Here is a 24758-nt window from a genome sequence, read left to right as displayed (position 1 = left end):
CGGGTGGCGCGCACGGAGGGCGCGCCTTGGCGGACAGTATGGAAAGCGCCCCGCCGGCGAGCCATGCAGCGGCGCTCATAGCAGCTATTCGGCGCGGCGCTCCCCAGGGACGCCGGCGGGGCGGTACGGGTAAACGCCGACTCAGTCCCGCGCGATGCGGCGGGCGCAGTCCAGCAGCTCGCGCACCAGCGGCAGCGGCGGCCGCTGCGCCAGCGTGATGGCCACCACCCGCCGGCGCAGCACCGGCTGGCGGATGACGACCTTGCGCAGGCCGTAGTCGGCCAGCAGCTTGTCGGGGATGCGCGAGGGCAGGATACAGGCGCCCACCCCCGAGGACACCAGCTTGAGCATGGCGTCGATGGTCTCGGCCTCGGCCACGAACTCGGGCTGCAGGCCGGCGCTGTGGATCATCTTGCGCAGCGCGTAATGCGGCGGAAAGCCCACCAGCCGCAGCGTCATGGCGGCCAGGTCGGCGCCATCCTCGACCGCGACCCCATGCCGCACGATCAGGCACATGTCGTCGTCGAACAGCGGCGTCGAGGCCAGCGCGTCGGAGGCCACCGCGGCGTCGTAGACGAAGCCGATGTCGGCCTTGCCGCTTTCCACCAGCGCCACCACCTCCGGCGAACTGCGGCCCATGACCGACAGATTGACGTGCTCGCGGCTGCTGACGAATTGCGCCACCACTTCGGCCATGAAGTAGTAGCTGAGCGTATGCACCGTAGCCAGCCGCACCGAGCCCTGCGTCACGCCTTCGCGCTGGCGCACCGCCTCCAGCGTCTGGTCGATGCTGCGATAGGCCGGCAGGATGCCATCGAGCAGCCGCGCGCCCGCCTCGGTCAGTTCGACGCCGCGGCCGGTGCGCACGAACAGCGGCTTGCCCACGTGGGCTTCCAGCGCCGCCAGCTGGCGGCTCAGGCCGGACTGGGTCTGGTCCAGGTCCTCCGCGGCCCGCGACAGCGATTTCAATTCCGCGATCCGCACGAAATAGCGCAATTGCCGGTCCGGCGTGTCCATGCTGCTTCCCCCCGCGAGCCCGAGCGCAGGCCCTGTCGTTATCCAACGCGCTCATGGCGGCGCGCTTGACAGTGTGCACCAAGGGGCGGGCCGCCACTACCGGGATTTGCGCTAGGCCGCCGCGGCCCGGACGGGCGATCTGCTAGCGGGCCCGCGGCGCCGCGTCGCCAGGCGCGCCCAGTCGCGCCAGCGTCGGCGCGCACAGCAGGTAGAGCGCCGCGCCCGCCACCCAGGGCCAGCCGGTCCAGCCGCCGACGCTGGCCGCGTACAACGTGGTGAAGGCCAGCGGGCCAGCGATCGCGGCCGCACTGGCCAGGCTGTTCATGGCGCCCTGCAACTGCCCCTGGCTGCCCGCGCCCGCCCGCGCCGACAGCAGCGCCTGCAACGCCGGCGCGCCCACGCCGCCGGCGGCCAGCAGCAGCATCAGCGGCGCCGCCATCCAGCCCTGCGTGGCGCACGCCAGCAGGACATACCCCGCCGCGTCCGCCGCCATGCCCACCACCAGCGCGCCGCGCTCACCCAAGCGCGCGCTCAACGGGCCCGGCAGCGTCGCCTGCGCCACGGCGTGCAAGGCGCCGAACCCGGCCAGCGACAGGCCCACCGCCGCCGCGTCCCACTGAAAGCGGTCCTGTCCGTACAGCACCCATAGGGATCCCGGCACCTGCCCCGCCATCTGCATCACCAGGAACACCCACAGCAGGCCGGCCAGGTTCCTGCCGCCCAGTGCCTGGCGCAGACCGCCAATCGGATCCAGCGCGCGCCACGACCACGGCGCGCGAGCGCCCCGGCGCGATTCCGGCAGCCACGCCAGGGCCGTCAGGAAGGCCACGCCATTGGCCGCCGCGGCCGCCACGAACGGCATGCGGGCGCCGGCCAGCCCCGCCAGGCCGCCCAGCGCCGGCCCGAGGATCATGCCCAGCCCGAAACAGGCCGACAACTGGCCGAAGCGCCGCGCGCGCCGCGACGGATCGCCGGCGTCGGCGATGCAGGCGCCGGCCACCGCGCCGGTGGCGCCCGTAATGCCCGCCAGGATGCGTCCCGCGTACAGCACCCACAATGCCGGCGCGGCCGCCATCACCAGATAGTCGACGGCGGCGCCCGCCAGCGACACCAGCAGCACCGGCCGCCTTCCGTAGCGATCCGACAGCGCGCCCAGCACGGGCGCGGCCAGGCACTGCGCCAGCGCATACAGGGACAGCAGCACCCCGTAATGGGCCGGCGTGGCCGCGGCATCGCCAAGCTGGTCGAGCAGGCCCGGCAGCACCGGCATGATCAACCCGGCGCCCGCGGCATCCAGGGTGACGATGAACAACAGCAAGGCAATGGCGCGGTCCGGCATCGAGGCAACAATTTATCAGTGATAAGTTTGTGCATCATAAATTGATCAGTGATAAATTATCAAGCCCAACAAGGAGTCCCTATGGCCAAACTGCAACGCGACGCCGTCATCGCCGCCGCGCTGGACTTGCTGAACGAGGTGGGCGTGGACGGCCTGACCACGCGCAAGCTGGCCGAACGCCTGGGCGTGCAGCAACCGGCGCTGTACTGGCATTTCAAGAGCAAGCAGGCGCTGCTGGACGCGCTGTCGGACGCCATGATGCGCGAGCACGTGCATACCCTGCCGTCTCCGGGCGGCCCCTGGAAGGAATTCCTGTACGCCAACGCGCGCAGCTTCCGCCGCGCGCTGCTGGCCTATCGCGACGGCGCCCGCATCCACGCCGGCACCCGCCCCGCCGAACCGCAATACGATCGCGTCCAGGCGCAGATCAAGCTGCTGTGCGACGCCGGCTTCACGCCGCTGCGGGCCGCCAATGCGCTGGTGGCCATCAGCCACTACGTGGTCGGCTCGGTGATGGAACAGCAGGCCGGCGAGGCCGCCGCGCCCGAGCGCGTCGCGCCGCCCGCGCCCCCGCCCGCCCTGGCACGCACCATGAAGGCGCTGGACCGGCAGGGACCGGACGCGACCTTCGAATATGGATTGGCGATGATGCTCGACGGCCTCTCGCCCGACCTGCCATGACCGCCCAGCCTTCCCGCCCCATCCCCGCCACCATCGCCGCCGTGCTGCGCGACGGCCACGTGCTGCTGGTGCGCCGCGCCAACCCGCCGGACCAGGGCCGCTGGGCCTTTCCCGGCGGCAAGATCGAGGCCGGCGAGCGCCTCGAAGACGCGACCGCGCGCGAGCTGTTCGAAGAATGCGGCGTGCGCGCGCAGGCGCTGCAGGTGTTCGACGCCGTCGACGTGTTCGACCACGACGACAGCGGCGCGCTGCGCCGCCATTACATCCTGGTCGCGGTACTGTGCCGCTGGCAGTCGGGCGAACCGGTGGCCGGCGACGATGCGCTGGACGCCCGCTGGGTGTCCCTGGCCGAACTGGACGGCCAGGCGCTGGCCACCAGCTTCGGGGTGGCGGCCATCGCGCGCAAGGCGGCGGCGCTGGCGGCGGCGGCCGGCATTCTCTGATACCGTAGCCCTGCCCGCCGCCGACCCGGCGCCCTACCCGCCCGCCCATGTTCGACACCTACCTGTCCCGCTGGAACCTCGTGCCCGATGGCGCCCCCATCACGACCCATGCCGCGCGCCTGCTGCCGGTGCGCCAGGCCGGCGTGCCGGCGATGCTGAAGGTCGCGGTCGAGGAAGACGAACGGCAAGGCGGCGTGCTGATGACCTGGTGGGACGGCCACGGCGCCGCGCGGGTCCTGGCGCACGACGGCGACGCCATCCTGCTCGAACGCGCCACCGGCACGCGCTCGCTGGCCGGCTATGCCCGCAACGGCCGCGACGACGAAGCCACCCGCATCCTGTGCGGCGTGCTGCGCGAGCTGCACGCGCCGCGCGCCAGGCCGCTGCCGCCGCTGCGGTCGCTGGAAGAATGGTTCGTCGAACTGTGGCCGATGGCGCGGGCGCGCGGCGGCATCCTGGCGCACAGCGCCCGCTTCGCCCGCGCGCTGCTGGACGACCCGCGCGACCAGGTGGTGCTGCACGGCGACGCGCACCACGACAATGTCCTGGACTTCGGCGAACGCGGCTGGCTGGTGATCGACCCCAAGCGCCTGTACGGTGAACGGGCCTTCGATTACGCCAATATCTTCTGCAACCCCGACCTGTCCGATCCGGAGCCCCCGGTGGCCATCGCGCCGGGCCGCTTCGAGCGCCGCCTCGGCATCGTGCTGGAGGAATCCGGACTGGAGCGCCGCCGGCTGCTGCAATGGGTGGTGGCCTGGTGCGGGCTGTCGGCGGCCTGGTTCATGGGCGATGGAGACGATGCGGCGATCGACCTGGAGATCGCCAGACAGGCGCTGGCGTTACTGGACCGCTAGAACCGGCGTCCCCGCCTCAACCGCCGGCGATCTGCTCCAGATACCGCGTCGGCGACACCCCCATCACATTGCGGAACATATAGACGAAGGCGCTCGCGCTGGCATACCCCAGGGCTCGCGCCACGCTCACCACCGACTGCCCCTGCAGCAGCCGGCAGATGCCCTCGTCGATGCGTACCTGCAGCCGCCAGTTGTGAAAGCTCATGCCGGTCTCGTCCTTCATGCGCCGCGCCAGCGTGCGCGCGCTGGCACCCATCCGTTCGCCCCACTGCTCCAGCGTGTCGTCGTTGCCGGGCGATTGCAGCACGGCGGCGCAAACCTTGCGCAGGCGCCGGTCGAACGGCAGCGGCAACTGGCGATGCTGCCGCTCGGTGCCGGCCAGCAGGTTCAGCAACAGCTCGGCGCTCAGGCGCTGCACGGGCCCGTGGCGCGCCGCCGGCTGGTTCAGCGCCAGGATCAGTTCGCGCATCAGCGGCGCCACGTCCAGCGCGCAGGTATCTTTCCACAGCCAGGGCGCGGCGTCCGGCGCGATGAAGGCCGAGCGCATCGTGACCTGGCCGACCATGCGCACCTCGTGCGCCACGCCGGGCGGAATCCACAGCGCGCGCATCGGCGCCAGCAGCCAGGCGCCGTCCTCGGTCATGACGCGCATGATGCCGGTGGGCGAATACATCAGCTGGATGCGCTCGTGCGAATGCGGCTCTTGCCGCTGGCCATCTTCGTAGTGGAACGAGCGTGCCACCACGGGCGGCGCATCGAGGGGAAATTCACGCATTGGCGGGATTTCGATAGCAAGGGTTGATCGGCCCCTAATCCAGCCAGTTATGTCCGTTTTTCGACATTTTCTGTCCAGCAAACAGGGAACTTGCTTTTTATCATTAATGCAAATGATTCCCATTGTTTTCAAAAGAAAATGACGCCCGTCGCACTTCCCCCTGTCGCATTTGTCCCACGCCGCCTCCCCGCCTTCCGCCTGACCCTCGCCGCCGCCCTGCTGGCCCAGGCCGGCCTGCCCGTCCTGGCCCGCGCCGCCGACGAGGTGCCGCAACTGAGTCCTGTGCGAGTCACCGGTGCCGCCGAAAAGCTGTCGGACCCCGGCCAGACCGAGGGTTCGCAGTCCTACACCGCCAATACCGTCACCATCGGCAAGACCGACGCCAACGTGCGCGACATCCCCAACTCGGTGTCGGTGGTGACGCGCCAGCGCATGGACGACCAGAACATGGTCACGGTGGAGGACGCGCTGCGCCAGACCACCGGCGTCAGCGCCATGACCTACGGCGACGGCACCGCCTACTTCACCGCGCGCGGCTACGAGACCGACGTGCAGTTCGACGGCGTGCCGGCCAACGGCGCGCTGCAATACCTGCCCCAGTTCGACCTGGCGCTGTACGACCGCGTCGAGGTGCTGCGCGGCCCGGCCGGCCTGCTGCAGGGCTTCGGCAGCCCCGCCGGCACCGTCAACCTGGTGCGCAAACGGCCACAGGACGCCTTCAGCCTGACCGGCGCGGTGATGGCCGGCTCGTGGAACAACTACCGCACCGAGCTGGACGCGACCGGCCCGATCACGGCCGACGGCCGGGTGCGCGCCCGCGCCGGCCTGGCCGCGCAGGACCGCGACTTCTTCTTCGACAAGGCCCACAATCGCCAGGGCCTGGCCTACGGCTCGCTCGAATTCGATCTGACTGCCAACACCACCCTGACGCTGTCGGCGGCCTACCAACGCCAGCGCGAGGCGCCGTTCGACTACGGCCTGTCGATCTACTCGAACGGCCACATCATCGACTCGCCGCGCAAGGGCTTCTACGGCACCGACTGGTCGCGCGGCGACACCACCCTGTCGGAAATCTATTCGGAACTGAGCCACCGCTTCGCCAATGGCTGGACCGGCCAGGTGTCGATGAACTACCGCTCGACCGACATGGACAGCCGCTACGGCTACGTCAACGGCCCGGTCAATCCCGCCAACGACCGCGCCGGCTACCGCCTGCAGACGCAGAAGGACCAGATCCGCTGGATCGGCTTCGACACCCATGCCTCGGGCCCCTTCAGCCTGCTGGGCCGCACCCACCAGGCCATGATCGGCGCCAACTACGCCGAACGGCGCCAGGACAGCCGCTCGGGCGGCATGAGCCTCGGCAACGTGTCGATCCACGACATCGACGTGCCCGATCCGGACCTGCCCTACACCTCGGGCGACGACTCCAAGTCCAGCCAGATGGGCATCTACGGCCAGCTGAGCTTGAACGTGGCCGACCCGCTGACGCTGATCGTGGGCGGACGCCAGAGCTGGTACCGCAACGCCACCCAGGCCATCCTGCCGGTGGCGGGCGACACGCAGCGCGATCCCGAGGTGCGCAAGTTCGTGCCCTACTACGGCGCGGTAGCGCAGTTGAATTCGTGGCTGTCGGCCTACGCCAGCTATTCGGACATCTACGCCTTCTCGGAAGCCTGGCAGATGACGGCCGACGGCAAGCCGCTCAAGCCGCGTACCGGCAAGCAGTACGAAATCGGCCTGAAGGGCCAGTTCCTGGACGGCGCGGCCAATGCCTCGCTGGCGCTGTTCCGCATCCGCGACAAGGACCGCGCGGTGGCCGACGACGCCAACCCGGGCCGCTACCTGGCGCAGGGCGAGGCCCAGAGCCAGGGCGTCGAGGCCGAGGTCAGCGGCCGCCTGCTGCCGAACTGGGACCTGTACGCCGGCTACACCTATCTGCAGACCCGCTACCTGTCCGACCCGACGCAGGAAGGCCAGATCGTCAACCCGGAAACGCCCAAGCACCTGTTCAAGGTCTGGACCACCTATCGTTTCACGCCCGATGTGCTGCCGGGCTGGCGCGTCGGCGGCGGCGTGCGCGCGCAGAGCCGCACCAGCCGCAACAACGTTTCGTGGCAAGGCGGCTACGCGGTGGTCGACGCGCAGGTCGGCTACAAGGTGAACCGCAACCTGGACGCCTCGCTGACGCTGAACAACGTCTTCGATCGCCACTACTACGCCCGCGTGCCGTCCAACTTCTACGGCATCTACGGCGAACCGCGCAACGTGATGCTGACGCTGCGCGCCACCTACTGACGCGCGCATGGGGTCCGGTCCGACAACGGGCCGGCATCCCGCCCTGTCAAACAGCCGCCGGGAACGATCGGTTAAGGTGTAGCCCCACACCTCTTGACCCTTCATTCCTGGAGTAACGAATGACCGGATTGTTTATCGTGGTGGCGGCGCTGGCATTCCTGATGCTGGCGGCGTATCGAGGCTACAGCGTCATCCTTTGCGCGCCCATCGCGGCCATGGGCGCGGTGCTGCTGACCGACCCGTCGGCGCTGGCGCCGGTGTTCTCGGGCATTTTCATGGAGCGCATGGCGGGCTTCGCCAAGCTCTATTTCCCGGTGTTCCTGCTGGGCGCGGTGTTCGGCAAGCTGATCGAGCTGTCCGGCTTCTCGCGCGCCATCGTGCAGGCGGTGCTGCGGCTGATCGGCGCCGAGCGCGCCATCATCGCGATCGTGCTGGTGTGCGCGGTGCTGACCTACGGCGGCGTGTCGCTGTTCGTGGTGGTATTCGCGGTCTACCCGTTCGCGGCCGAGATGTTCCGCCAGGGCGGCATTCCCAAGCGGCTGATGCCGGGCGCGATCGCGCTGGGCGCGTTCACCTTCACCATGACGGCGCTGCCCGGCACGCCGCAGATCCAGAACATCATCCCCACCACCTTCTTTGAAACCACCACCTGGGCCGCGCCCTGGCTGGGGCTGATCGGCGCGGCCTTCACGCTGACCGTCGGGGTGGCCTACCTGGAATGGCGCCGCAAGCGCGCCGCGCTGGCGGGCGAAGGCTACGGCACCGAACTGCGCAACGAACCGGACACGCCCGCCGGCGGACGCGAGCATCACCCGCTGGTCGCGCTGCTGCCGCTGGTGGTGGTGGGCGTGGCCAACTTCCTGCTGACGCGCTGGATTCCCGGCTGGTACCCGGCCGGCTCGCAGGTCGAACTGCCCGGCCTGCCGCAGCCCCTGCCGGTCAACGCGCATGACCAGGTGGCGCTGTGGGCGGTGATGGGCGCGCTGATAGCCGGCATCGCCACCATCCTGCTGTTCTCGTTCTCGCACATCAAGGCGCATTTCGCCGAAGGCAGCAAGAGCGCGGTCTCGGGCGCGCTGCTGGCGTCGATGAATACGGCGGCGGAATATGGCTTTGGCGGCGTGATCGCGGCGCTGCCCGGCTTCCTGATGGTGGCCAGCGCGCTCAAGGCGATTCCCGACCCGCTGGTGGGCGAGGCGGTGGCGGTGACCTCGCTGGCCGGCATCACCGGTTCGGCCTCGGGCGGCATGAGCATCGCCCTGGCGGCCATGGCGCAGACCTTCATCGACAGCGCCCAGGCGGCCGGCATCCCCATGGAGGTGCTGCACCGCATCGCCGCCATGGCCTCGGGCGGCATGGACACGCTGCCGCACAACGGCGCCGTCATCACGCTGCTGGCCGTCACCGGCCTGACGCACCGCCAGTCCTACGGCGACATCTTCGCCATCACCCTGATCTCGACGCTGTCGGTGTTCCTGGTGATCGCGGTGTACTACCTGACCGGCATCGTCTGATCGTCCTGGCCGAAGGCGCGGCCAAAGATGCCGGCCAGCCACTGGCTGAACACCCGTACCCGCGCCGACACCTGGCGGTTCTGCGGATACAGCACCGACACCGGCATCGGCGCCGGCGGCGCGCCGGGCAGCACCAGCTTGAGCCGGCCGGCGGCCAGGTCCTGGGCCACGCGGTAGCGAGGCACCTGGACCAACCCCAGCCCGGCCAGCGCCGCGCTGGCGTAGAGCTCGGCGCCGCTGACGCTGATGACCGAGCCCGGCCGCACCAGCACGTTGCGCCCGTCCACCGTGAAATCCAGCGGCAGGCTGCGGCCGCTGGACGAGGACACATAGTCCACCGCCCGGTGCCCTTCCAGATCATCCAGCGTGGCCGGTTCGCCGTAGCGCGCCAGGTAGGCCGGACTGGCGACGGTGACCTGCGGCATCAGGGCGATCTGGCGCCCCACCAGCGATGAGTCCTGCAGCGTGCCGGCGCGCAGCACGCAGTCCACGCCCTCGCGCACCAGGTCCACCAGACGGTCGTCTTCGCCCAGGTGCAGCACCAGGTCGGGATAACGCTCCAGGAAGCCCGGCAACGCCGGCATCACGAACACCCGCGCCAGGGTGCCCTGCATGTTGACCCGCAACAGGCCCTTGGGCGCGGTGTTCAGGAAGGCGCCGTCCGCTTCCTCCAGGTCGGCCAGCAGGCGCACGCAGCGCCGGTAATAGGCCTCGCCGTCATGGGTCAGCCGCACCTGGCGCGTGGTGCGTTCCAGCAGGCGCGCGCCCAGGCGCTTTTCCATGCGCTTGATCAGATTGGTGACGGTGGCCCGCGGAATCCGCAGATCCTCGGCCGCCTTGGAGAAACTGCGCCGCTCGGCGATCCGGACGAACACCTGCATTTCCTGGAAACGGTCCATGCGCGGGCTCTATTATTAATACAGATGAAATTATGTTAGCAAAACTGGCGTAATTATCTTTGGTTTGGAATAGTCCATGATTCGTTCCACCGCATGATTCGTCCTACATTCCACCCAGGAGTCACCATGAATTCCCAAGCCTCCCAACGCGTTGCCCTGGTCACCGGCGCCTCGCGCGGCATCGGCGCCGCGATCGCGCGCCGCCTGGCTGCCGACGGTTTCGCCGTCGCCATCAACTACGCCGCCAGCGCGGCCGAAGCCGACGCCCTGGCCGGCGAGATCCGCGCCGCGGGCGGCCGGGCGCTGGCGGTGCGCGCCGACGTGTCCAAAGCCGCCGAGGTGCGCGCCATGTTCGACCAGGTCGAGGCCGGCCTGGGACGCATCGACGTGCTGGTCAACAGCGCCGGCGTGCTGAAGCTGCAGGCGCTGGCCGAAGCCACCGACGAGGTCTACGACCAGACCTTCGACATCAACACCCGCGGCACCTTCAACACCCTGCGCGAGGCCGGCACGCGGCTGGCCGATGGCGGCAGCATCGTCAACGTCTCCAGCACCACGCTGGCGCTGAACCTGCCCACCTACGGCCTCTACATCGCCAGCAAGGCGGCGGTGGAAGGCTTTACCCGCGTGTTCGCCAAGGAACTGCGCGGCCGCCGCATCACGGTCAACGCCGTGGCGCCGGGCCCGGTCGCCACCGACCTGTTCAAGCAGGGCAAGAGCGCGGAACTGATCGAGCACTACGCCAAGATGCCGCCGCTGGAACGCCTGGGCGAACCCGAGGACATCGCCGGCATTGTGTCGTTCCTGGCCGGCGCCGACGGCGGCTGGATCAACGGCCAGGTGTTGCGCGCCAACGGCGGCATCGCCTGACGCGCCGATCCGGCGCGGATGCTACTGTTGCGCCCATGCCAGGAATCGACGCAATGGACCCGACGACAACGCCCCGCGCAATCCGCGCTCCTCATCCAGAAAACGCCCGGCGCGGCGCGGCCGGCCTGCGGGCCAGCGCCGTGGCGGCCGCGGCGCTATGCCTGGCCCCGCTGGTCTCGCCCGCCGCCTGGGCCACGCCGCCGGTGCAGACCGGCGACCTGGTCTTCCAGCAATCCCGTTCCGCGCAGAGCCTGGCCATCCAGCAGGCCACCCGCTCGCCCTACAGCCACATGGGCATGATCGTGATGCGCCAGGGCGCGCCCTACGTGCTGGAAGCCGCCGCCACGGTCAGCTACACGCCGCTGGCCGCCTGGGCGGCGCAAGGCGAACGCGGCGCCTATGTCGTCAAGCGCCTGCGCGACACGGCGCGGCTCACGCCCGCGGCGCGCGAACAACTGGCTCGCGTGGGCACGGACTATGTCGGCAAACCCTACGACCTAGTGTTCGGCTGGTCGGACGAGCGGATCTACTGCTCCGAACTGGTCTGGAAGATCTACCAGCGCGCGCTGGGCGTGCGGATCGGCGCGCTGCAACCCTTGAAGAGCTTCGATCTGAGTCCGCCCGCCGTCCAGGCCAAGATGCGCGAGCGCTACGGCAAGGACATTCCCTGGGACGAGCCCATCATCTCGCCCGCCGCGATGTTCTCTTCTCCGTTGCTGCGGACGGTCGGGGACCGGTAGCCGGGCCAGGGGCCGTCGCCGGCGTGCTAGAGGCCCGGCACCGTGGTGAAACCGCCGAAGAACGCGCATTGGCCGGGAAACCCCGGGCGCGCGTCGCACGCCTTCAGGCAACCCGGCTTGTCCCCCGCAAAACGCGCCGCCACCGACATCGCGAACCCGTAGGTGGGCGTGGTGACATCGAAGCGGCTCTCGCAGACCCTCTTGAGGCTGTAGGCAAACGTCATGGCTTCGCTGCGGCCATTGATGGAGAAGGCGACCTGGAAGCTGTCCAGGCTGCGCCATCCGGCCCGGGACAGCACCAGGAAGCGGTAGCGTTTCTCGTCCAGGCGCTCGCCAAATATCTTCAGCTTGGCCGTGGATGAATCCGTTTTTGGCGACGGATACGGCAGCGCCAGTAACGCGCGTGGGTCGCCCAGCACGCCCAGCTCGAACCCGAGGCCTTTCTGATAGAACGGAATCTCGATATTCGGATAGCCCGATATCGCCAGGTGCCTGTTGGGCGCCAGGCCTTGCGCGGACCGCGGCGCGTAGTCCGGCGCCCGGGCAAACGTTACGTCCAGCGTCAGCACCGCATCGGCGGGGTTGGCCTCTTCGCTGCGGATGTCGTCAAGGCGGTTGGGGCCATGGCTGGCGCAGCCTGCCAGCAGCGCCACCGACAACGCCAGCGGCGCGAGGCATGCACGGCGCGCGACACGGCGCGCAAAGAACATCAACGCCATGTCACCGCTCCTGCCTGACCGGAATGACGGTCAGGCCCTGCCCGCGGAATTGCCACCCGTTTTTTGATTCCTGCCAGCGGAAGTTCCGATTGAGCCACTCGGCCTTCATGTTGTCGTACAGGCGGCGCTGGTCGATCCGCCTGCCGGCTTCCCGCTGTTGCCTGGCGATCACGTAGGTTTCGTCCCAGATCGGCCCGAAGGCCTTGCTTTGCATTGCTTTGGTGAACGGCACGCGGGCATAGACCCCTTCGTCCACCGCGCTGAGCCGGATTTCGTCATCCAGCAGCAAGGCGGCGCTGCGGTTGTCCGGCGAAACCGAAACCAGGCGTGAGACGGGGCTCCCGTCCTGCCCGGGAATGCGGTCTTCGAACCACAGCACCTGCCCGGTGCTCGTGACCAGCGCGCGCGAACCCGCGATGAACAGCAGCAGGTCCTGCCGGCCCGGCTGCGCCAGGCCCAGGTCCGGATCGCGCATGTCGATGACCGGGCTGAGGACGCGCGCCAGCGGTGTGTCGTTCTGCACTGAAATCAGGAGAGTGCCCACGCCCATGAGGTCGCTCGATACCGCCAGCAACACCGGCTGGCCGCCGATCATCGGGCCCAGGGCCTTGACATGGATGAATTCAAAAGCGTTCAGGGGCCGATAGGTCTGGCCGCGATAGCTGATCCTGCGCAGGTGCGACCCTTTGCGCCCGTCCAGCCGAAACGCGCCGATCTCCTCGCTGATACGGCTGTCTGCCACCGGCTGCGCCGGGGCGGCCGCTTGCGCGCCGGCGGCCATGGGCGCAAGCGCCACCGCCCAGGCCAGGCCCACGCCGGCCAGAACGGCGGGCAAAGAAAGAAAATCGGATCGAAAGAAGTGCGTCACGGCTTCCCGGCAACCCACGCCCAAGTTGAAACCAAGGCATTCTATCGCCCGGCGCTTCACGCCCCGCCCGCCTCCTCACAAGAAGATTCATTCCACTATGTACTTAGTCCATGAAAATTACTTGTTTGTAGTGATCAACCCGCAGGCCTAGCATGACCGGCATCGCCCCCCCGATTCCAATGGAGACAGCAAGCCGATGAGCACCCCGATTCCCGCCTTCCCCCACAGCCACATCGAGCGCGACGCGCGCGGCGTCTACACGCTGCGAATCGACGACGCCAAGAGCCTGAACATCCTGGCCTCGCCGGTCACGCTGGGCCTGACCGAAGCCGTGCGCTGGATCGCCGCGCAGGCCGACGCCCGCGCGCTGGTGCTGCGCGGCAGCGGCGACAAGGCCTTCGTCGGCGGCGCCAACATCTATGAGATGGCCGAACTCGATCCGGACGGCGGCCGCGCCTTCATCACCCGCCTGCGCGACCTGTGCGAAGCGGTGCGCGCGGTGCCGGTGCCGACCATCGCCCGCCTGCCCGGCTTCTGCCTGGGCGCCGGCATGGAACTGGCGGCGGCCTGCGACATCCGTCTGGGTTCGCGCGACGGCGTCTTCGGCATGCCGGAGGTGCAGGTCGGCATTCCGTCGGTGATCCATGCCGTGCTGCTGCCGTCACTGATCGGCCCGGGGGCCACCAACTGGCTGCTGCTGACCGGCGCCACGGTCGATGCCGAGCAGGCGCTGCGCTGGGGCTTCCTGCAATTCCTGGGCGAGGCCGGCGAGCTGGACGCGCTGGTCGAGCGCACCGTCGCGCCCATCGCGGCCAGCGGACCGCTGGCCGTGCGCTCACAGAAGGCGCTGCTGCGCTATTGGGAAACGTCCACGGTCGAGGCCGGCCTGGACCGCAGCGTCGACGCCTTCGGCGCGGCCTTCGCCACCGACGAGCCGCGCCGGCACATGGCGCCGTTCCTGGCCCGCAAGCGCGCGCGGGAGGCGCAATGACGGCGGCTGTCCCGGCCGCCGGCCCGCTGGCCGGCGTGCGCGTGATCGACATGACGTCGGTCGGCATGGGCCCCTACGCGACCCAGATCCTGGGCGACATGGGCGCCGAGATCATCAAGATCGAAGCGCCCGAGGGCGACGTGTTCCGCGCCTCGGCGCCGGCCGCCTCGCCCGGCATGGGCGCCGTCTACCTGAACCTGAACCGCAACAAACGCAGCGTCACCCTGAACGCCAAGGACCCGGACGACCTGCGCCGCCTGCTGCGGCTGGTCGACGATGCCGACGTCTTCATCTCCAACGTGCGCCCGCGCGCGCTGGCGCGGATCGGCCTGGACGCCGCCAGCCTGCGCGCGCGCAACCCGCGCCTGGTCTATTGCTCGGCGGTGGGCTTCGGCCAGGACGGCCCCTACGCCGCCCAGCCGGCCTTCGACGACATCATCCAGGCCATGAGCGGCCTGGCCGACCTGCAGGGCCGCAACAGCGGCGCGCCGGCCTACATCAACACCATCATGGCCGACAAGGTGGCCGGGCTGACGCTGGCCTACGCCATCCCGATGGCGCTGTACGAGCGCGAGAAATCCGGCCTGGGCCAGGCGATCGAGGTGCCCATGTTCGAGACGCTGGTGTCCTTCACGTTGATCGAGCACCTGGGCGGGCGCACCTTCGAACCGCCGCGCGGCGGCATGGGCTACAGCCGCGTGCTGTCGCCCGAGCGCCGGCCCTACCGCACCCGCGACGGCTTCCTGGCGCTGCTGCCGTATACCGATGCCCAATGGCGGCGCTTCTTCACCCTGGCCGAACGCGCCGACCTGGCCGCCGATCCACGCTACGCCAGCGCCCGGACGCGCGCCGGCAACTTCGACGCGCTCTACCGCGACCTGGCGGACATCGTCGCGTTGCGCAGCACCGAAGACTGGCTGGCGCTGCTGGCCGACGCCGACATCCCGCACTCGCGCGTCAACCCGCCCGAGGCGCTGTTCGACGACCCGCACCTGGCCGCCACCGGCTTTTTCCAGCGGGTGGAGCATCCCACCGAAGGCACGCTCACGGCCACCGCGATCCCGGTGCGCTTCTCGCGCACGCCCGGGTCGATCCGCCGCCTGGCGCCGCGCCAGGACGCGGATCGCGATATGCTCGATCCGGATTGATTCCCCGGGACGCGGCGGGCGCGTGCTTGCGCGTCCCGGGACCACCCGGGGCGCCCGCCCCCATTCCGTCGCGACCATGAACATCACCCTGAAGCAGTTGCGCGTGTTCTGCGCGCTCTACGAGTTGCGCAGCTTCACCGCCGCCGCCCGCGCCGCCTTCGTCACGCAATCGGCCGTCAGCAAGCTGTGCGCCGAACTCGAGGCCGAAGTCGGCCAGCCGCTGTTCGAGCGCTCGACCCGCAGCGTCACGCCCTGCGAGGGCGCGGCCGACTTCTACGCCTATGCCCAGGAAATCCTGGGCACGGTGCGCGCGGCCGAACGCAGCATGTCCGGGCTGCGCTCGCTGGAGCGCGGCGTGGTCGGCGTGGCCTGCTCGCCGATGATGATGGTCGGCCTGCTGGGCGGGGTGATCGCGCGCTACCACCGCCGCCATCCGGGCGTGAAGCTGGACCTGTTCGAACTGAACACCGACGAGACCATCGAGCACGTGCGCCACGGGCGCGCCGACTTCGGCATCGTCTCCACCGACATCGACGGCGACGAGCTGGCCGCGCGCGTGATCTACCGCGACACCATGCATGCCGCCTACGCGCCCGGCCATCCGCTGGCGCGCCGCAAACAGCTGCGCTGGGCCGACCTGGCCGCGCACGAGCACATCACGCTGCGCAACGTCTACAGCGTGCGGCGCGCCGTCGACCGCATCAGCGGCGAACTCGACCTGCAATTCCAGTCCGGCATCGAGGCCGGCATGCTGACCTCGGTGCTGAACCTGGCGCGGGCCGGCCTGGGCATCACGGTGGTGCCCGGCTACGTCTGCGCCTTCGCGCGCCAGCTGGGCCTGGTCACCGCGCCCATCGGCGGCGGCGGCCAGCGCGGCCATGCGCTGTGGCTGATCCAGCGCCACAGCGCGCGCCTGTCATTGGCGGCGGACGCCTTCCTGGCGGACCTGGAAAAGACGCTGCGCGCGCGCGAGGCCGCGCCCGACCCGACCCGCTACGACGAGGACGCCGCCGAACCGTGAGGCGGCGCCGGGCGTGAGGCGGCGCCGGGCCGATGCGCACGGCGCGGCACTTATCCGGATACGGAATAGGTCTATGAAAATTAGTCCCTTGTTGCGATAAGCCGCGCGGCCGCATCATGACGGAAATCGCGGCAGTTGCACGCCATCGCGGCCGCAGAAGAACACAGGAGACTCTCATGACCCGATCCCCGCAACGCAGCCGCATGCGCCGGTTCGCCGCCTGCTGCGCCCTGGCCCTGGGCACAGCAGCCAGCGCCGTCCAGGCCAACGACGCCTATCCCGGCAAGCCCATCACCATCGTGGTGCCGTTCTCGCCCGGCAGCGCCACCGACACCAGCGCCCGCATCCTCACGGAAAAGCTCGGCCCGCGCCTGGGCGTGCCGATCGTGATCGAGAACAAGCCCGGCGCATCCGGCACCATCGGTTCGTCCACCGCCGCGCGCGCCGCGCCCGACGGCTACACCCTGATCCTGACCAGCAGCTCGACGCACTCGGCCACGCCCGCCCTGTTCCGCAAGCTGCCCTACGACCCTACCGGCGACTTCATCCACGTCATCCGCATCGCCACCATTCCCATGATGCTGGTGGTGCGCGCCGATTCCCCCTACGGCTCGGTGTCGCAGCTGGTGCAGGCCACCCGCGCCAAGCCGCTGAACTATGCCTACGGCTCGCCCACCAGCCAGATCGCCGGGGCCACCTTCAACAGCGTCGCCGGCGCCGCGGCCAACGCCGTGCCCTACAAGAGCCAGCCGCCCGCCGTCACCGACCTATTGGGCGGCCACGTCGACTACCTGTTCGCCGACCTATCGGTGGTGACCTCGTTCATGCACAGCGGCAAGCTCAAGGGCATCGCCTTCACCGGCCAGGCGCGTTCCAAGGACTTCCCCGACGTGCCGACGCTGGCGGAACTGGGCTACCGGAATTTCGACCTGGTGGTGTGGGTGGGCGTGGCCGCGCCCAAGGACACGCCGGCTCCGGTGGTCGAGCGCCTGAACCGCGAAATCACGCGCATCCTGAGCGAGCCCGACAGCATCGCCAAGTTCGAGACGCTGGGCATGCAGGTCGCGCCCAACACGCTGGCCGAACACCGCGCCTTCGCGCAATCGCAGCGCCAGATCTGGACCCAGCGCGCGATCGACGCGAAGATCGAACCGCAATAAACGCGCCGGACGCGGCCTCAGCCCATCCGGACCGGGGCCGCCGCGTTGGCCAGCGGCATCACGGCCAGCCGCAGGCCCATCGCCTTGAGAATCGCCAGCAGGCTGGCCAGCGATGGGTTGCCCTTGGGCGACAGCGTGCGGTAGAGCTGCGTCGGATTCAGCCGCGCCTGCTCCGCCACGGCCTGCATGCCGCCGAACGCCTGCGTCATCTGGCGCAGCACGATCAACAATTCGGCCTGGCTGCCATCCGCGAGAATCTCGTTGAGCGTCGCCAACGCAAGATCCGGATCGCCCGCGTACACCTGCGCCATCGCTTCGTCATGGAGTCTGCTTTTCATGGTTCCTGTCCCAGCCCAATAGCCATTCGATTCCAGCTTGGCGAGACCGTACCGCCGCGGCCGCACCATGCCTCGTCAATAAACGAATCTTAAACGGACACGCGCCAAACGCCCGGCGTTTTTCGAAAAAGCAGACGGGCGCCAAAGCGCCCGTCCGTCCTGCCGGGATGTTGGCTACCCGTCAGAACCGATACTGCGCCGTGGCGATCACCGTGCGCGGCTCGCCCACGCGGATCTGGCCGGCGCTGGTGGCCGAGGCGTAGTAGGTCTTGTCGGTGATGTTGCGCACCGCCAGGCGCCAGTCCCACTGGCCGACGCGGTAGCCGACCAGCGCGTCCCAGGTGGCGTAGCCGGGCAATACCGCGGTGTTGGCGTTGTCGGCGTAGCGCTGGCCGACGAAGGTCAGGCCGGTTTCGCCGTACAGGCCCTCGGCCGGCTTGTAGGTCAGGAATACGCTGCCGTTGCGCCGCGCCACGTTGCTGACGCGGTTGCCGGCCAGGCCGTTGTTGTCCTGAACGATGGCGGCGTTCTGCAGGCCGATGCCGCCGCGCAGGTACCAGTTGCCCGCGAGCCGTCCGGCGGCCGTCAGCTCGATGCCGCGCGAGCGCTGCTTGCCGGTCAGCAGCACGAGGGTCGGATCGACCGGATCGGTGGTGCGACGGTTGTAGAGTTCCAACTGGTACAGCGCCAGCGTGGTGCTCAACTGCCCGTCGAGCCAATCGCTCTTGACGCCCACTTCGTATTGGCGAGTGTGCTCGGGGTCGACGTCGTTGGTGTTGCCGCGCGCGTTCGGCGTGATGCCGATCAGGCTGCCGCCCACGGGCGAGAAGGTCTTGCTGTACGAGGCGTAGAAGGAATGGTCGCGCAGCGGCGTCCACACCACCCCGGCGCGCGGGCTCACGCCACGGCTGTCGCGGCGGGCCGAGAGGTCGAGCATGCGATTGGTCGAATCGACGCTGAAGCGGTCCATGCGCAGGCCCAGCAGCACCTGCCAGGCGTCGTCCAGCTTGATCTGGTCCTGCACGTAGTAGCCCTGGCTGCGGGTCTTGTGGCGGGCCGAACTGCTGAGCGTCATGGCGCCGTCGTGCTGCCGCGACAGGTCCGGATCGTACAGGTCCAGCGCCGGCACCGGTTGCGCGCCCGGTCCCCGCGCCAGCGTGGTGTAGAGATCGGGCGTGCGGTCCTGGTTCGCCACTTCCACGCCGAACAAAACCCGATGCTCGACGCTTCCCGTGTGGAACAGGCCCTCGGCTTCAAGGTTGTTGTTGATGCTGCGCGTGGTCAGGTCCTGTTGCCAGCGGGTGCGGCTGACCTTGCCGGTGGCGGCGCTGTAGCCGGTCAGGTAGGTATTGTCGAACTTGCTGTCCAGCGCGAACACGCCCAGCGTGTAGCGCAGTTGCCAGCCCGGCGCCACGCTGTAGGCCAGCCGCGAGCGGAACGATTGCGCGCGGTCGTCGATGTAGTCGCGGTCGGGGTCGCCGTAGACGGTCGAGCGGCCGACGTCGGCCGGCCGGCCGTTGACGCTGGGGATGCCGCGGTCCGGGGTGCGGTCGTAGCGGCTGTACTCGTACTGCACCAGCCAGTCCAGGTCGGGCGTGATGCGCCAGTTCAGCGACGGCGCCACCAGTTGGCGAGTGCCGCCGATCTTGTGGCGGAAGCTGTTGCTGTCTTCCTGGCCGATGTTCAGGCGCACGCTGACGTCTTGGCCGGGGTCGGCGCTCAGGTCGCCGTAGAAGCTGCGCAGGTCCCAGCTGCCGGCCACGGCCTCGAGCGTCGATTCGCGCCCGGGCTGCGGCGCCTTGCTGACGCGGTTGACGATGCCGCCCTGGCTGCCGCGGCCATACAGCACCGCCGCCGGGCCCTTGAGCACCTCGATCCGCTCGATGTTGTGCAGGTCGCGCACGTACTGGCTGTCGTCGCGGATGCCGTCCAGGTAGAAATCGTTGCTGGCGTCGAAGCCGCGGATGCGCAGCGAATCGAAACGGGTGTCGGAGGCGTTGCTGACGTTGGGGATGCCGGACAAGGCTTCGCCCAGCGTATTGATGCCGTAGTTCCGCAGGTTCTCGACCTTGACGCTGTCGATGGCCTGCGGCACGTAGCGCGCGGCGGTCTGGGTGCGGGTGGCGGTGGTGACTTCGGGCACCCGCGGATCATCGGCGTTGGCGCCTTCGACACTGATGGCGGGAAGCTGCGCGGGTTCGGCGTGGAGCGTGGCAACGGGGACCATCAAGGCCAGCGCGGCCCCAAGCGTGAGGCGGCGCGGTACAGGAAAAACGGGCATCGCAAGCTATCTGTAAGATTCATCGAGCCGCGATAATATCGATAATGAAACTTATTTGTAAATGAGAATCTTATCATTTACAAAACCCTTGCTTTGGCTGTTGCGGTGTCGCAACGACACCCGCGCGCCAGCACCTCGCCGGTCGCGCCACGCCATCCCCCGCCCTCCATTCGCATGAGCCGACGGCGTCGTGCGCGCGCCTTGCAACGCTCGCGAATCTGCGACGGTCCTCATCCATGCCGACGAGTCTCGGGTCATCCAGCCGCATGACATCGCGGCCCCGGCCGCAATGTTTTCCAAACAATCACTCCGATGTTTGCACTACGGAAAACTCTAGCCGGCCGGACGAGGTTTGCATGAGAGGGACGGGGCGACACCTGTATTAGGCTGGCCCGGCAGTACTCCGACTCACCTTGATCGATTGGACGAAAGCAAATGAATCAACTCATTCATCCGGACTGCCATCCCTTTACCGCCGCAGGCAATTTGAAGCAAGTCTCCGCGTTCTATGAGGAAGGACGACGTGTCATGTGGATGATGCTGCGCGCCCAGCCGCGCCCCTGCTTTAACCATGAACTGATCGACGAAATCATGACCCTGGCGCGCGCCGCCAAGGACTCCGGCCTGCCCATCGACTTCTGGGTCACGGGCTCGCTGGTGCCGCAGATCTACAACGTCGGCGGCGACCTCAACTTCTTCGCCGAAGCCATCCGCACCGGCCGCCGCGAGGCGCTGCGCGCCTACGCCCGCGCCTGCGTCGATTGCGTGCATGCGGCCACCCGTGGCTTCGACACCGGCGCGGTGTCGCTGGCCATGATCGAAGGCACGGCGCTGGGCGGCGGCTTCGAGGCGGCGCTGGCGCACCACTTCGTGCTGGCGCAGAACAACGCCCGCATGGGCTTTCCCGAAATGGCCTTCAACCTGTTCCCGGGCATGGGCGGCTATTCGCTGGTGGCGCGGCGCTCGGGCATGAAGCTGGCCGAGGAATTGATCGGCAGCGGCGAATCGCACACCGCCGAATGGTTCCAGGCGCGCGGCCTGGTGGACGTGCTGTTCGAGCCGGGCGACGCCTACAAGGCCACCCGCACCTTCATCGACGTGATGCGGCCCAAGCTGAACGGCATGCGCGCCATGCTGCGGGCGCGCCAGCGGGTGCTGCAGCTGACGCGCTCGGAACTGATGGATATCACCGAGGACTGGGTCGAGGCCGCCTTCTCGATCGATCCGAAGGACCGCGCCTACATGGAACGGCTGGTGATGGCGCAGAACCGGCGCTCGCCCGCGGGTCCCGATGGCCTGATCGACGCGACCATGCATTGAGGCCGGCGCGCGCCGGCCGCGTCAGGCGATCAGATGCAGCCGGCGCCGCTGCGCCAGCCAGGTGGTCAGTTCGGCCGCCGGCATGGGCTTGGCGTACAGGTAGCCCTGCTTGGCGTCCACCCCCAGCGTGTCCAGGAAGGCGGTTTCCTCCTGGGTCTCGACGCCCTCGGCGATCACCTGGAGTTCGAGCGTGCGGGCCACCGCCACGATGGCCCGCGCCAGCGCCTGCGACACCGGGTTCTCGTTGACGCCGCGCACGAAGCTGGCGTCCAGCTTGATCGCGTCCAGCGGAATGCGGGCCAGCTGCGACAGCGACGAATAGCCGGTGCCGAAGTCGTCCAGGTGGACGCGCGCGCCCAGCTGGCGGAACTGCTTCATCAGCTCGATCGCCGCGACTTCGTCCTCGATCAGGCAGCTCTCGGTCAGCTCGATGTCCAGCAGGCAGGGGGCCAGGCCGGCGTCGCCGACCGCCCGCATGAATTCACTGACCACGCCCTTGTCGTCCAGCTGCCGCGCCGACATGTTGATCGCGACACGCAGGTCCAGCCCGTCGCGCTTCCATGCCGCGGCCTGGCGCGCGGCCTCGCGCATCACCCACACGCCCAGCTGCGAGATCAGGCCGGACTCTTCCGCGTAGGGAATGAAGACGCTGGGGCAGATCATGCCGCGTTCGGGCGAACGCCAGCGCAGCAGCGCCTCGACCCCGTCGACCTCGCCGCCGCGCCCGGCCAGCTTGGGCTGGTAGTACAGCATCAGGTGGCCTTCGGCCAGGGCCTTGCGCAGGTTGGTGTCGAGCCAGACGTAGTCGGCGTTGCGGCGGTCCATTTCGGGCTGGAACACCCGATAGGTGTGGCGCCCGGCCTCCTTGGCCACGTACATGGCGATATCGGCGCTGCGCACCACGCTGTCCAGGTCGTCGCCATGCTCGGGATACATGGCGATGCCGATGGAGCAGCTGGTGTAGACCTCGATCAATTCCTGGCGGAACGGCTCGCGCAGGCGTTCGATGATGCGGCCGGCGGTGGCCTCCAGCTGCCACGCCTCGGCGTGTTCCTGCAGCACCAGGAATTCGTCGCCGCCCAGCCGCGCCAGCGTCTGGCCGGGCGCCAGGCAGCTGGAAATGGCCACCGACACCGACTTGAGCAGGCGGTCGCCGAAGCCGTGGCCGTAGTGGTCGTTGATGCGCTTGAAGTTGTCCAGGTCCAGGAACAGCACGCCGCCGCGCGCGCCCTCGCCTTCGGCCAGCGCCGTCTTCAGGCGCGTGGTGATGGCGTGGCGGTTGGGCAGGTTGGTCAGCACGTCGGTGTTGGCCAGCACCCGCAAGCGCTCCTGCGCCTGGCGTTCCTCGGTGATGTCGGTGCCCGAGCAGATCAGGTAGACGCGCTTTTCGCCGCTGCCGCTGGTGACGAACTTGTTGCGGAACAGGAACAGGCGCGGGCCCTTGACCGTGTTGATCAGGCGCTCGACCTCATAGGACTGCCCGCGCTTGTAGAACTCGGCGATGTTGCGGCGCGAGGCGGCGGCCTCCTCGCGCGTCATGAACATGTCGAACACGCTGCGCCCGACGATGTCCTGCTCGCGCTTGCCGGTGTATTCCTCGCTGACCTTGTTGAAGCGCTGCACGCGCCCGTGCTGGTCGACGATGACGATGACCGAGTTGGCCTCGGATACCACCGTCTCGGCGAACGACAGGCCTTCGACCAGGTCGCGCGCCACCGAGTCGGTGTCGCTGTGCGCCGAGGCCGTGCCGGCCCATTCGTTGGGATTGATCTTGCGGCCGACCAGCCGCAGCTGTATCGGATCGCCGTACAGGACGATGTCGATGCGCAGGCTGGCGGTGATGCCGGTCAGGGCGCGGATGGCCTGCGCCTGCTCGGGCTTGAGCGCCATCGCGATGTTGGTGGCGCCCTTGACCGCGGATAGTTCGATCGCGTCGCTGTCCGCCGCCAGCCTCCAATAGGGGCTCGGCGTACCGAAATGCAGGTACAGGATCGATTTTTCGTCCTGAGTCTCAGTCATTGGTGTCCCCCGCCGTCCTAGGAAGGCCTGCGAGAAACATACGGCCTAGCCAGTTCGGGGTCAACCACCCGTGCGAACAGCGTTTGGGCTGTATTGCGGATTATTTCACCGTCCCAGGCAACTGTAGCGTCATCATCGCCCTTGGCGCTATGGACGATTCACGGGAGGAAAGCCAACTTCACGACCGTTGCGCAACCCGGCGTCCACCATGCAAACAATAACGCCGGAAATTTGTGACCATTTCCCGCATGTGGCGCAAATGAAGCAACGCGAGGGACGCGCCGGTGCCGCCGCGTCCCCCGCCCGCAAGGCCTTACTCGGGCTTGACCCCGGCCTCGTCGATGACCTTGGTCCAGCGCGCCACCTCGGCCGACACGCGCGCGCCGGCGTCGGCCGGGCTGGTCCATTCGGCAATGGCGCCCTGGTTCAGCAGCGAAGCCTTGACCGCCGGCTTGGCCAGGATCTTCTTGAGCTCGCCGTTCAGGCGGTCGATCACCGGCGCCGGCGTGCCGGCCGGCGCGACGATGCCGAACATGGAGCTGACCTCGAAGCCCGGCAGGCCGGCCTCGGCCGCGGTCGGCACGTCCGGCAGCGCCTCGACGCGTTGCGCCGAAGTCACCGCCAGCGCGCGCAGCTTGCCGGCCTTGATGCTGGCCTGCGAGGCCGGCACGGTCTCGATCATGCTGAGCACCTGGCCCCCCATCAGGTCGGTCATGGCCGGGCCGCTGCCCTTGTAGGGCACATGCAGGATGTCCACGCCGGCGGTGCGCTTGAACATCTCGCCGGCCAGATGCTGCGGCGAACCATTGCCGGCCGACGCCATGGTGACGTAGCCCGGGCGCGACTTGGCCAGCGCGATCAACTGCTTCAGGTCATTGGCCTGCACCGAGGGGTTGACCACGAACACCAGCGGCACGGTGCCGACGATGGACACCGGCGCGAAGCTCTTTTCCACGTCGTAGGTGACGCGGCCGCGGTACAGCGCCGCGTTGATCGAATGGCTGGTGAGCGCGCCCATCAGCAGCGTGTAGCCGTCGGGCTGGGCCTTGGCAACCTGGTCGGCGCCGATGTTGCCGGCGGCGCCGGCGCGGTTTTCGACGATCACCGACTGGCCCAGCGCGCCGGTCAGTTCCTGCGCCAGCACGCGGCCGATCACGTCGGTGGCGCCCCCGGGCGGGTACGGCACGATCAGGCGGATGGGCTTGTCGGGATAGGCGTCGGCGGCCAGGGCGGGCGCGGCGGCGCCGGTACACAAGGCCAACAGGGAAAGCAGCAAGGCGCGGCGGGGCCGCAGACGCAGGTCTGACATGTAGGTCTCCTGCCGGGATGGGTATAGGAATGGAACGGACGCCCGGCTCGTCAACCGCGCCAGTGTAGGAGGCCAATCTTGATTGATGAATCAGAATTTTTCTATCGACTGATCTTATTTGGAGATCAATAAATATTTATCGCAAAAGCGC

General features: G+C 68.7%; 22 protein-coding genes. 12 read left to right on the top strand and 10 right to left on the bottom strand.

All coding sequences use genetic code 11. The features are described 5' to 3' along the window. Window positions 1-141 precede the first annotated feature (141 nt). Together AC6CR5_RS02180 and tet are read right to left on the bottom strand one after the other, a co-directional pair. Window positions 142-1017 (bottom strand): LysR family transcriptional regulator, encoded by an 876-nt coding sequence (locus AC6CR5_RS02180; RefSeq protein WP_006387017.1) that lies wholly within the window; start codon window positions 1015-1017, stop codon window positions 142-144. A 142-nt stretch (window positions 1018-1159) separates the two neighbouring features. Then, the gene (gene tet / locus AC6CR5_RS02175; protein ID WP_047992846.1) at window positions 1160-2356 is read right to left on the bottom strand and encodes a Tet(A)/Tet(B)/Tet(C) family tetracycline efflux MFS transporter; all 1197 of its coding nucleotides are present in this window, start codon (window positions 2354-2356) and stop codon (window positions 1160-1162) included. An 81-nt stretch (window positions 2357-2437) separates the two neighbouring features. On the opposite strand from tet, the gene tetR reads away from it, so the two are divergent. The 3 genes from tetR to AC6CR5_RS02160 are packed head-to-tail and all read left to right on the top strand — an operon-like array spanning window position 2438 to window position 4337. Beyond that, a complete protein-coding gene (gene tetR / locus AC6CR5_RS02170) occupies window positions 2438-3037 on the top strand; it encodes a tetracycline resistance transcriptional repressor TetR (protein ID WP_047992847.1) in 600 nt (199 codons plus the stop codon). Next, complete coding sequence (locus AC6CR5_RS02165) at window positions 3034-3480, top strand: NUDIX hydrolase (protein ID WP_020927206.1); 447 nt, start codon at window positions 3034-3036, stop codon at window positions 3478-3480. The genes tetR and AC6CR5_RS02165 overlap by 4 nt, the downstream gene beginning before the upstream one ends. A gap of 47 nt (window positions 3481-3527) precedes the next feature. Next, window positions 3528-4337, top strand: coding sequence for an aminoglycoside phosphotransferase family protein (locus tag AC6CR5_RS02160; protein ID WP_020927205.1), 810 nt, complete (start codon window positions 3528-3530; stop codon window positions 4335-4337). A 16-nt stretch (window positions 4338-4353) separates the two neighbouring features. Here the strand turns inward: AC6CR5_RS02160 and AC6CR5_RS02155 are convergent, their stop codons facing one another. Beyond that, a complete protein-coding gene (locus tag AC6CR5_RS02155; RefSeq protein WP_047992848.1) occupies window positions 4354-5112 on the bottom strand; it encodes an AraC family transcriptional regulator in 759 nt (252 codons plus the stop codon). A 138-nt stretch (window positions 5113-5250) separates the two neighbouring features. On the opposite strand from AC6CR5_RS02155, the gene AC6CR5_RS02150 reads away from it, so the two are divergent. Together AC6CR5_RS02150 and AC6CR5_RS02145 are read left to right on the top strand one after the other, a co-directional pair. Next, entirely contained in the window at window positions 5251-7410 is a 2160-nt protein-coding gene (locus AC6CR5_RS02150; protein WP_498085245.1) for a TonB-dependent siderophore receptor, read from the top strand. A 119-nt stretch (window positions 7411-7529) separates the two neighbouring features. Further along, window positions 7530-8924, top strand: a complete 1395-nt coding sequence (locus tag AC6CR5_RS02145) for a GntP family permease (RefSeq protein ID WP_006387010.1) — start codon at window positions 7530-7532, stop codon at window positions 8922-8924. Here the strand turns inward: AC6CR5_RS02145 and AC6CR5_RS02140 are convergent. After that, on the bottom strand, window positions 8903-9823 hold the full coding sequence (locus AC6CR5_RS02140; protein ID WP_498085244.1) for a LysR family transcriptional regulator: 921 nt from the start codon (window positions 9821-9823) through the stop codon (window positions 8903-8905). The genes AC6CR5_RS02145 and AC6CR5_RS02140 overlap by 22 nt on opposite strands. A gap of 126 nt (window positions 9824-9949) precedes the next feature. Between AC6CR5_RS02140 and AC6CR5_RS02135 the strand changes: the two genes are divergently transcribed. Both AC6CR5_RS02135 and AC6CR5_RS02130 read left to right on the top strand, forming a co-directional pair. Beyond that, window positions 9950-10693, top strand: a complete 744-nt coding sequence (locus AC6CR5_RS02135; RefSeq protein ID WP_038503275.1) for an SDR family oxidoreductase — start codon at window positions 9950-9952, stop codon at window positions 10691-10693. Window positions 10694-10746: 53 nt separating this feature from the next. Continuing rightward, window positions 10747-11433: a YiiX family permuted papain-like enzyme gene (locus tag AC6CR5_RS02130; RefSeq protein WP_233638951.1), complete on the top strand. Its 687-nt coding sequence runs from the start codon at window positions 10747-10749 to the stop codon at window positions 11431-11433. A gap of 26 nt (window positions 11434-11459) precedes the next feature. Here AC6CR5_RS02130 and AC6CR5_RS02125 read toward each other — a convergent pair whose 3' ends face one another. Both AC6CR5_RS02125 and AC6CR5_RS02120 read right to left on the bottom strand, forming a co-directional pair. Next, window positions 11460-12152: a hypothetical protein gene (locus AC6CR5_RS02125; RefSeq protein ID WP_198918216.1), complete on the bottom strand. Its 693-nt coding sequence runs from the start codon at window positions 12150-12152 to the stop codon at window positions 11460-11462. A 1-nt stretch (window position 12153) separates the two neighbouring features. Continuing rightward, the gene (locus AC6CR5_RS02120) at window positions 12154-12933 is read right to left on the bottom strand and encodes a hypothetical protein (RefSeq protein WP_498085243.1); all 780 of its coding nucleotides are present in this window, start codon (window positions 12931-12933) and stop codon (window positions 12154-12156) included. A 283-nt stretch (window positions 12934-13216) separates the two neighbouring features. On the opposite strand from AC6CR5_RS02120, the gene AC6CR5_RS02115 reads away from it, so the two are divergent. The 4 genes from AC6CR5_RS02115 (at window position 13217) to AC6CR5_RS02100 (ending at window position 17340) form a co-directional block, all read left to right on the top strand. Beyond that, window positions 13217-14011, top strand: coding sequence for an enoyl-CoA hydratase (locus AC6CR5_RS02115; protein ID WP_498085242.1), 795 nt, complete (start codon window positions 13217-13219; stop codon window positions 14009-14011). Next, a complete protein-coding gene (locus AC6CR5_RS02110) occupies window positions 14008-15159 on the top strand; it encodes a CaiB/BaiF CoA transferase family protein (protein WP_054472531.1) in 1152 nt (383 codons plus the stop codon). The genes AC6CR5_RS02115 and AC6CR5_RS02110 overlap by 4 nt, the downstream gene beginning before the upstream one ends. 76 nt (window positions 15160-15235) lie before the next feature. Continuing rightward, window positions 15236-16180, top strand: a complete 945-nt coding sequence (locus tag AC6CR5_RS02105; RefSeq protein WP_006384372.1) for a LysR family transcriptional regulator — start codon at window positions 15236-15238, stop codon at window positions 16178-16180. A gap of 176 nt (window positions 16181-16356) precedes the next feature. Further along, complete coding sequence (locus AC6CR5_RS02100; protein ID WP_498085241.1) at window positions 16357-17340, top strand: Bug family tripartite tricarboxylate transporter substrate binding protein; 984 nt, start codon at window positions 16357-16359, stop codon at window positions 17338-17340. A gap of 17 nt (window positions 17341-17357) precedes the next feature. On the opposite strand, the gene AC6CR5_RS02095 is transcribed toward AC6CR5_RS02100, so the two are convergent. Both AC6CR5_RS02095 and AC6CR5_RS02090 read right to left on the bottom strand, forming a co-directional pair. Beyond that, entirely contained in the window at window positions 17358-17678 is a 321-nt protein-coding gene (locus tag AC6CR5_RS02095) for a helix-turn-helix domain-containing transcriptional regulator (protein ID WP_054446859.1), read from the bottom strand. A 181-nt stretch (window positions 17679-17859) separates the two neighbouring features. Next, window positions 17860-19959 (bottom strand): TonB-dependent receptor, encoded by a 2100-nt coding sequence (locus AC6CR5_RS02090; protein WP_409142718.1) that lies wholly within the window; start codon window positions 19957-19959, stop codon window positions 17860-17862. Window positions 19960-20394: 435 nt separating this feature from the next. Between AC6CR5_RS02090 and AC6CR5_RS02085 the strand changes: the two genes are divergently transcribed. Beyond that, a complete protein-coding gene (locus tag AC6CR5_RS02085) occupies window positions 20395-21279 on the top strand; it encodes a crotonase/enoyl-CoA hydratase family protein (protein WP_049055057.1) in 885 nt (294 codons plus the stop codon). A 21-nt stretch (window positions 21280-21300) separates the two neighbouring features. On the opposite strand, the gene pdeR is transcribed toward AC6CR5_RS02085, so the two are convergent. After that, entirely contained in the window at window positions 21301-23298 is a 1998-nt protein-coding gene (gene pdeR / locus AC6CR5_RS02080) for a cyclic di-GMP phosphodiesterase (protein ID WP_020927192.1), read from the bottom strand. Between the two features lie 313 nt (window positions 23299-23611). Beyond that, window positions 23612-24607, bottom strand: coding sequence for a tripartite tricarboxylate transporter substrate binding protein (locus AC6CR5_RS02075; protein ID WP_047992858.1), 996 nt, complete (start codon window positions 24605-24607; stop codon window positions 23612-23614). Window positions 24608-24758: the final 151 nt, after the last annotated feature.

The sequence above is a fragment of the Achromobacter sp. EG18 genome (assembly GCF_059759395.1).
This window is presented reverse-complemented; position numbering and strand designations above follow the sequence as displayed.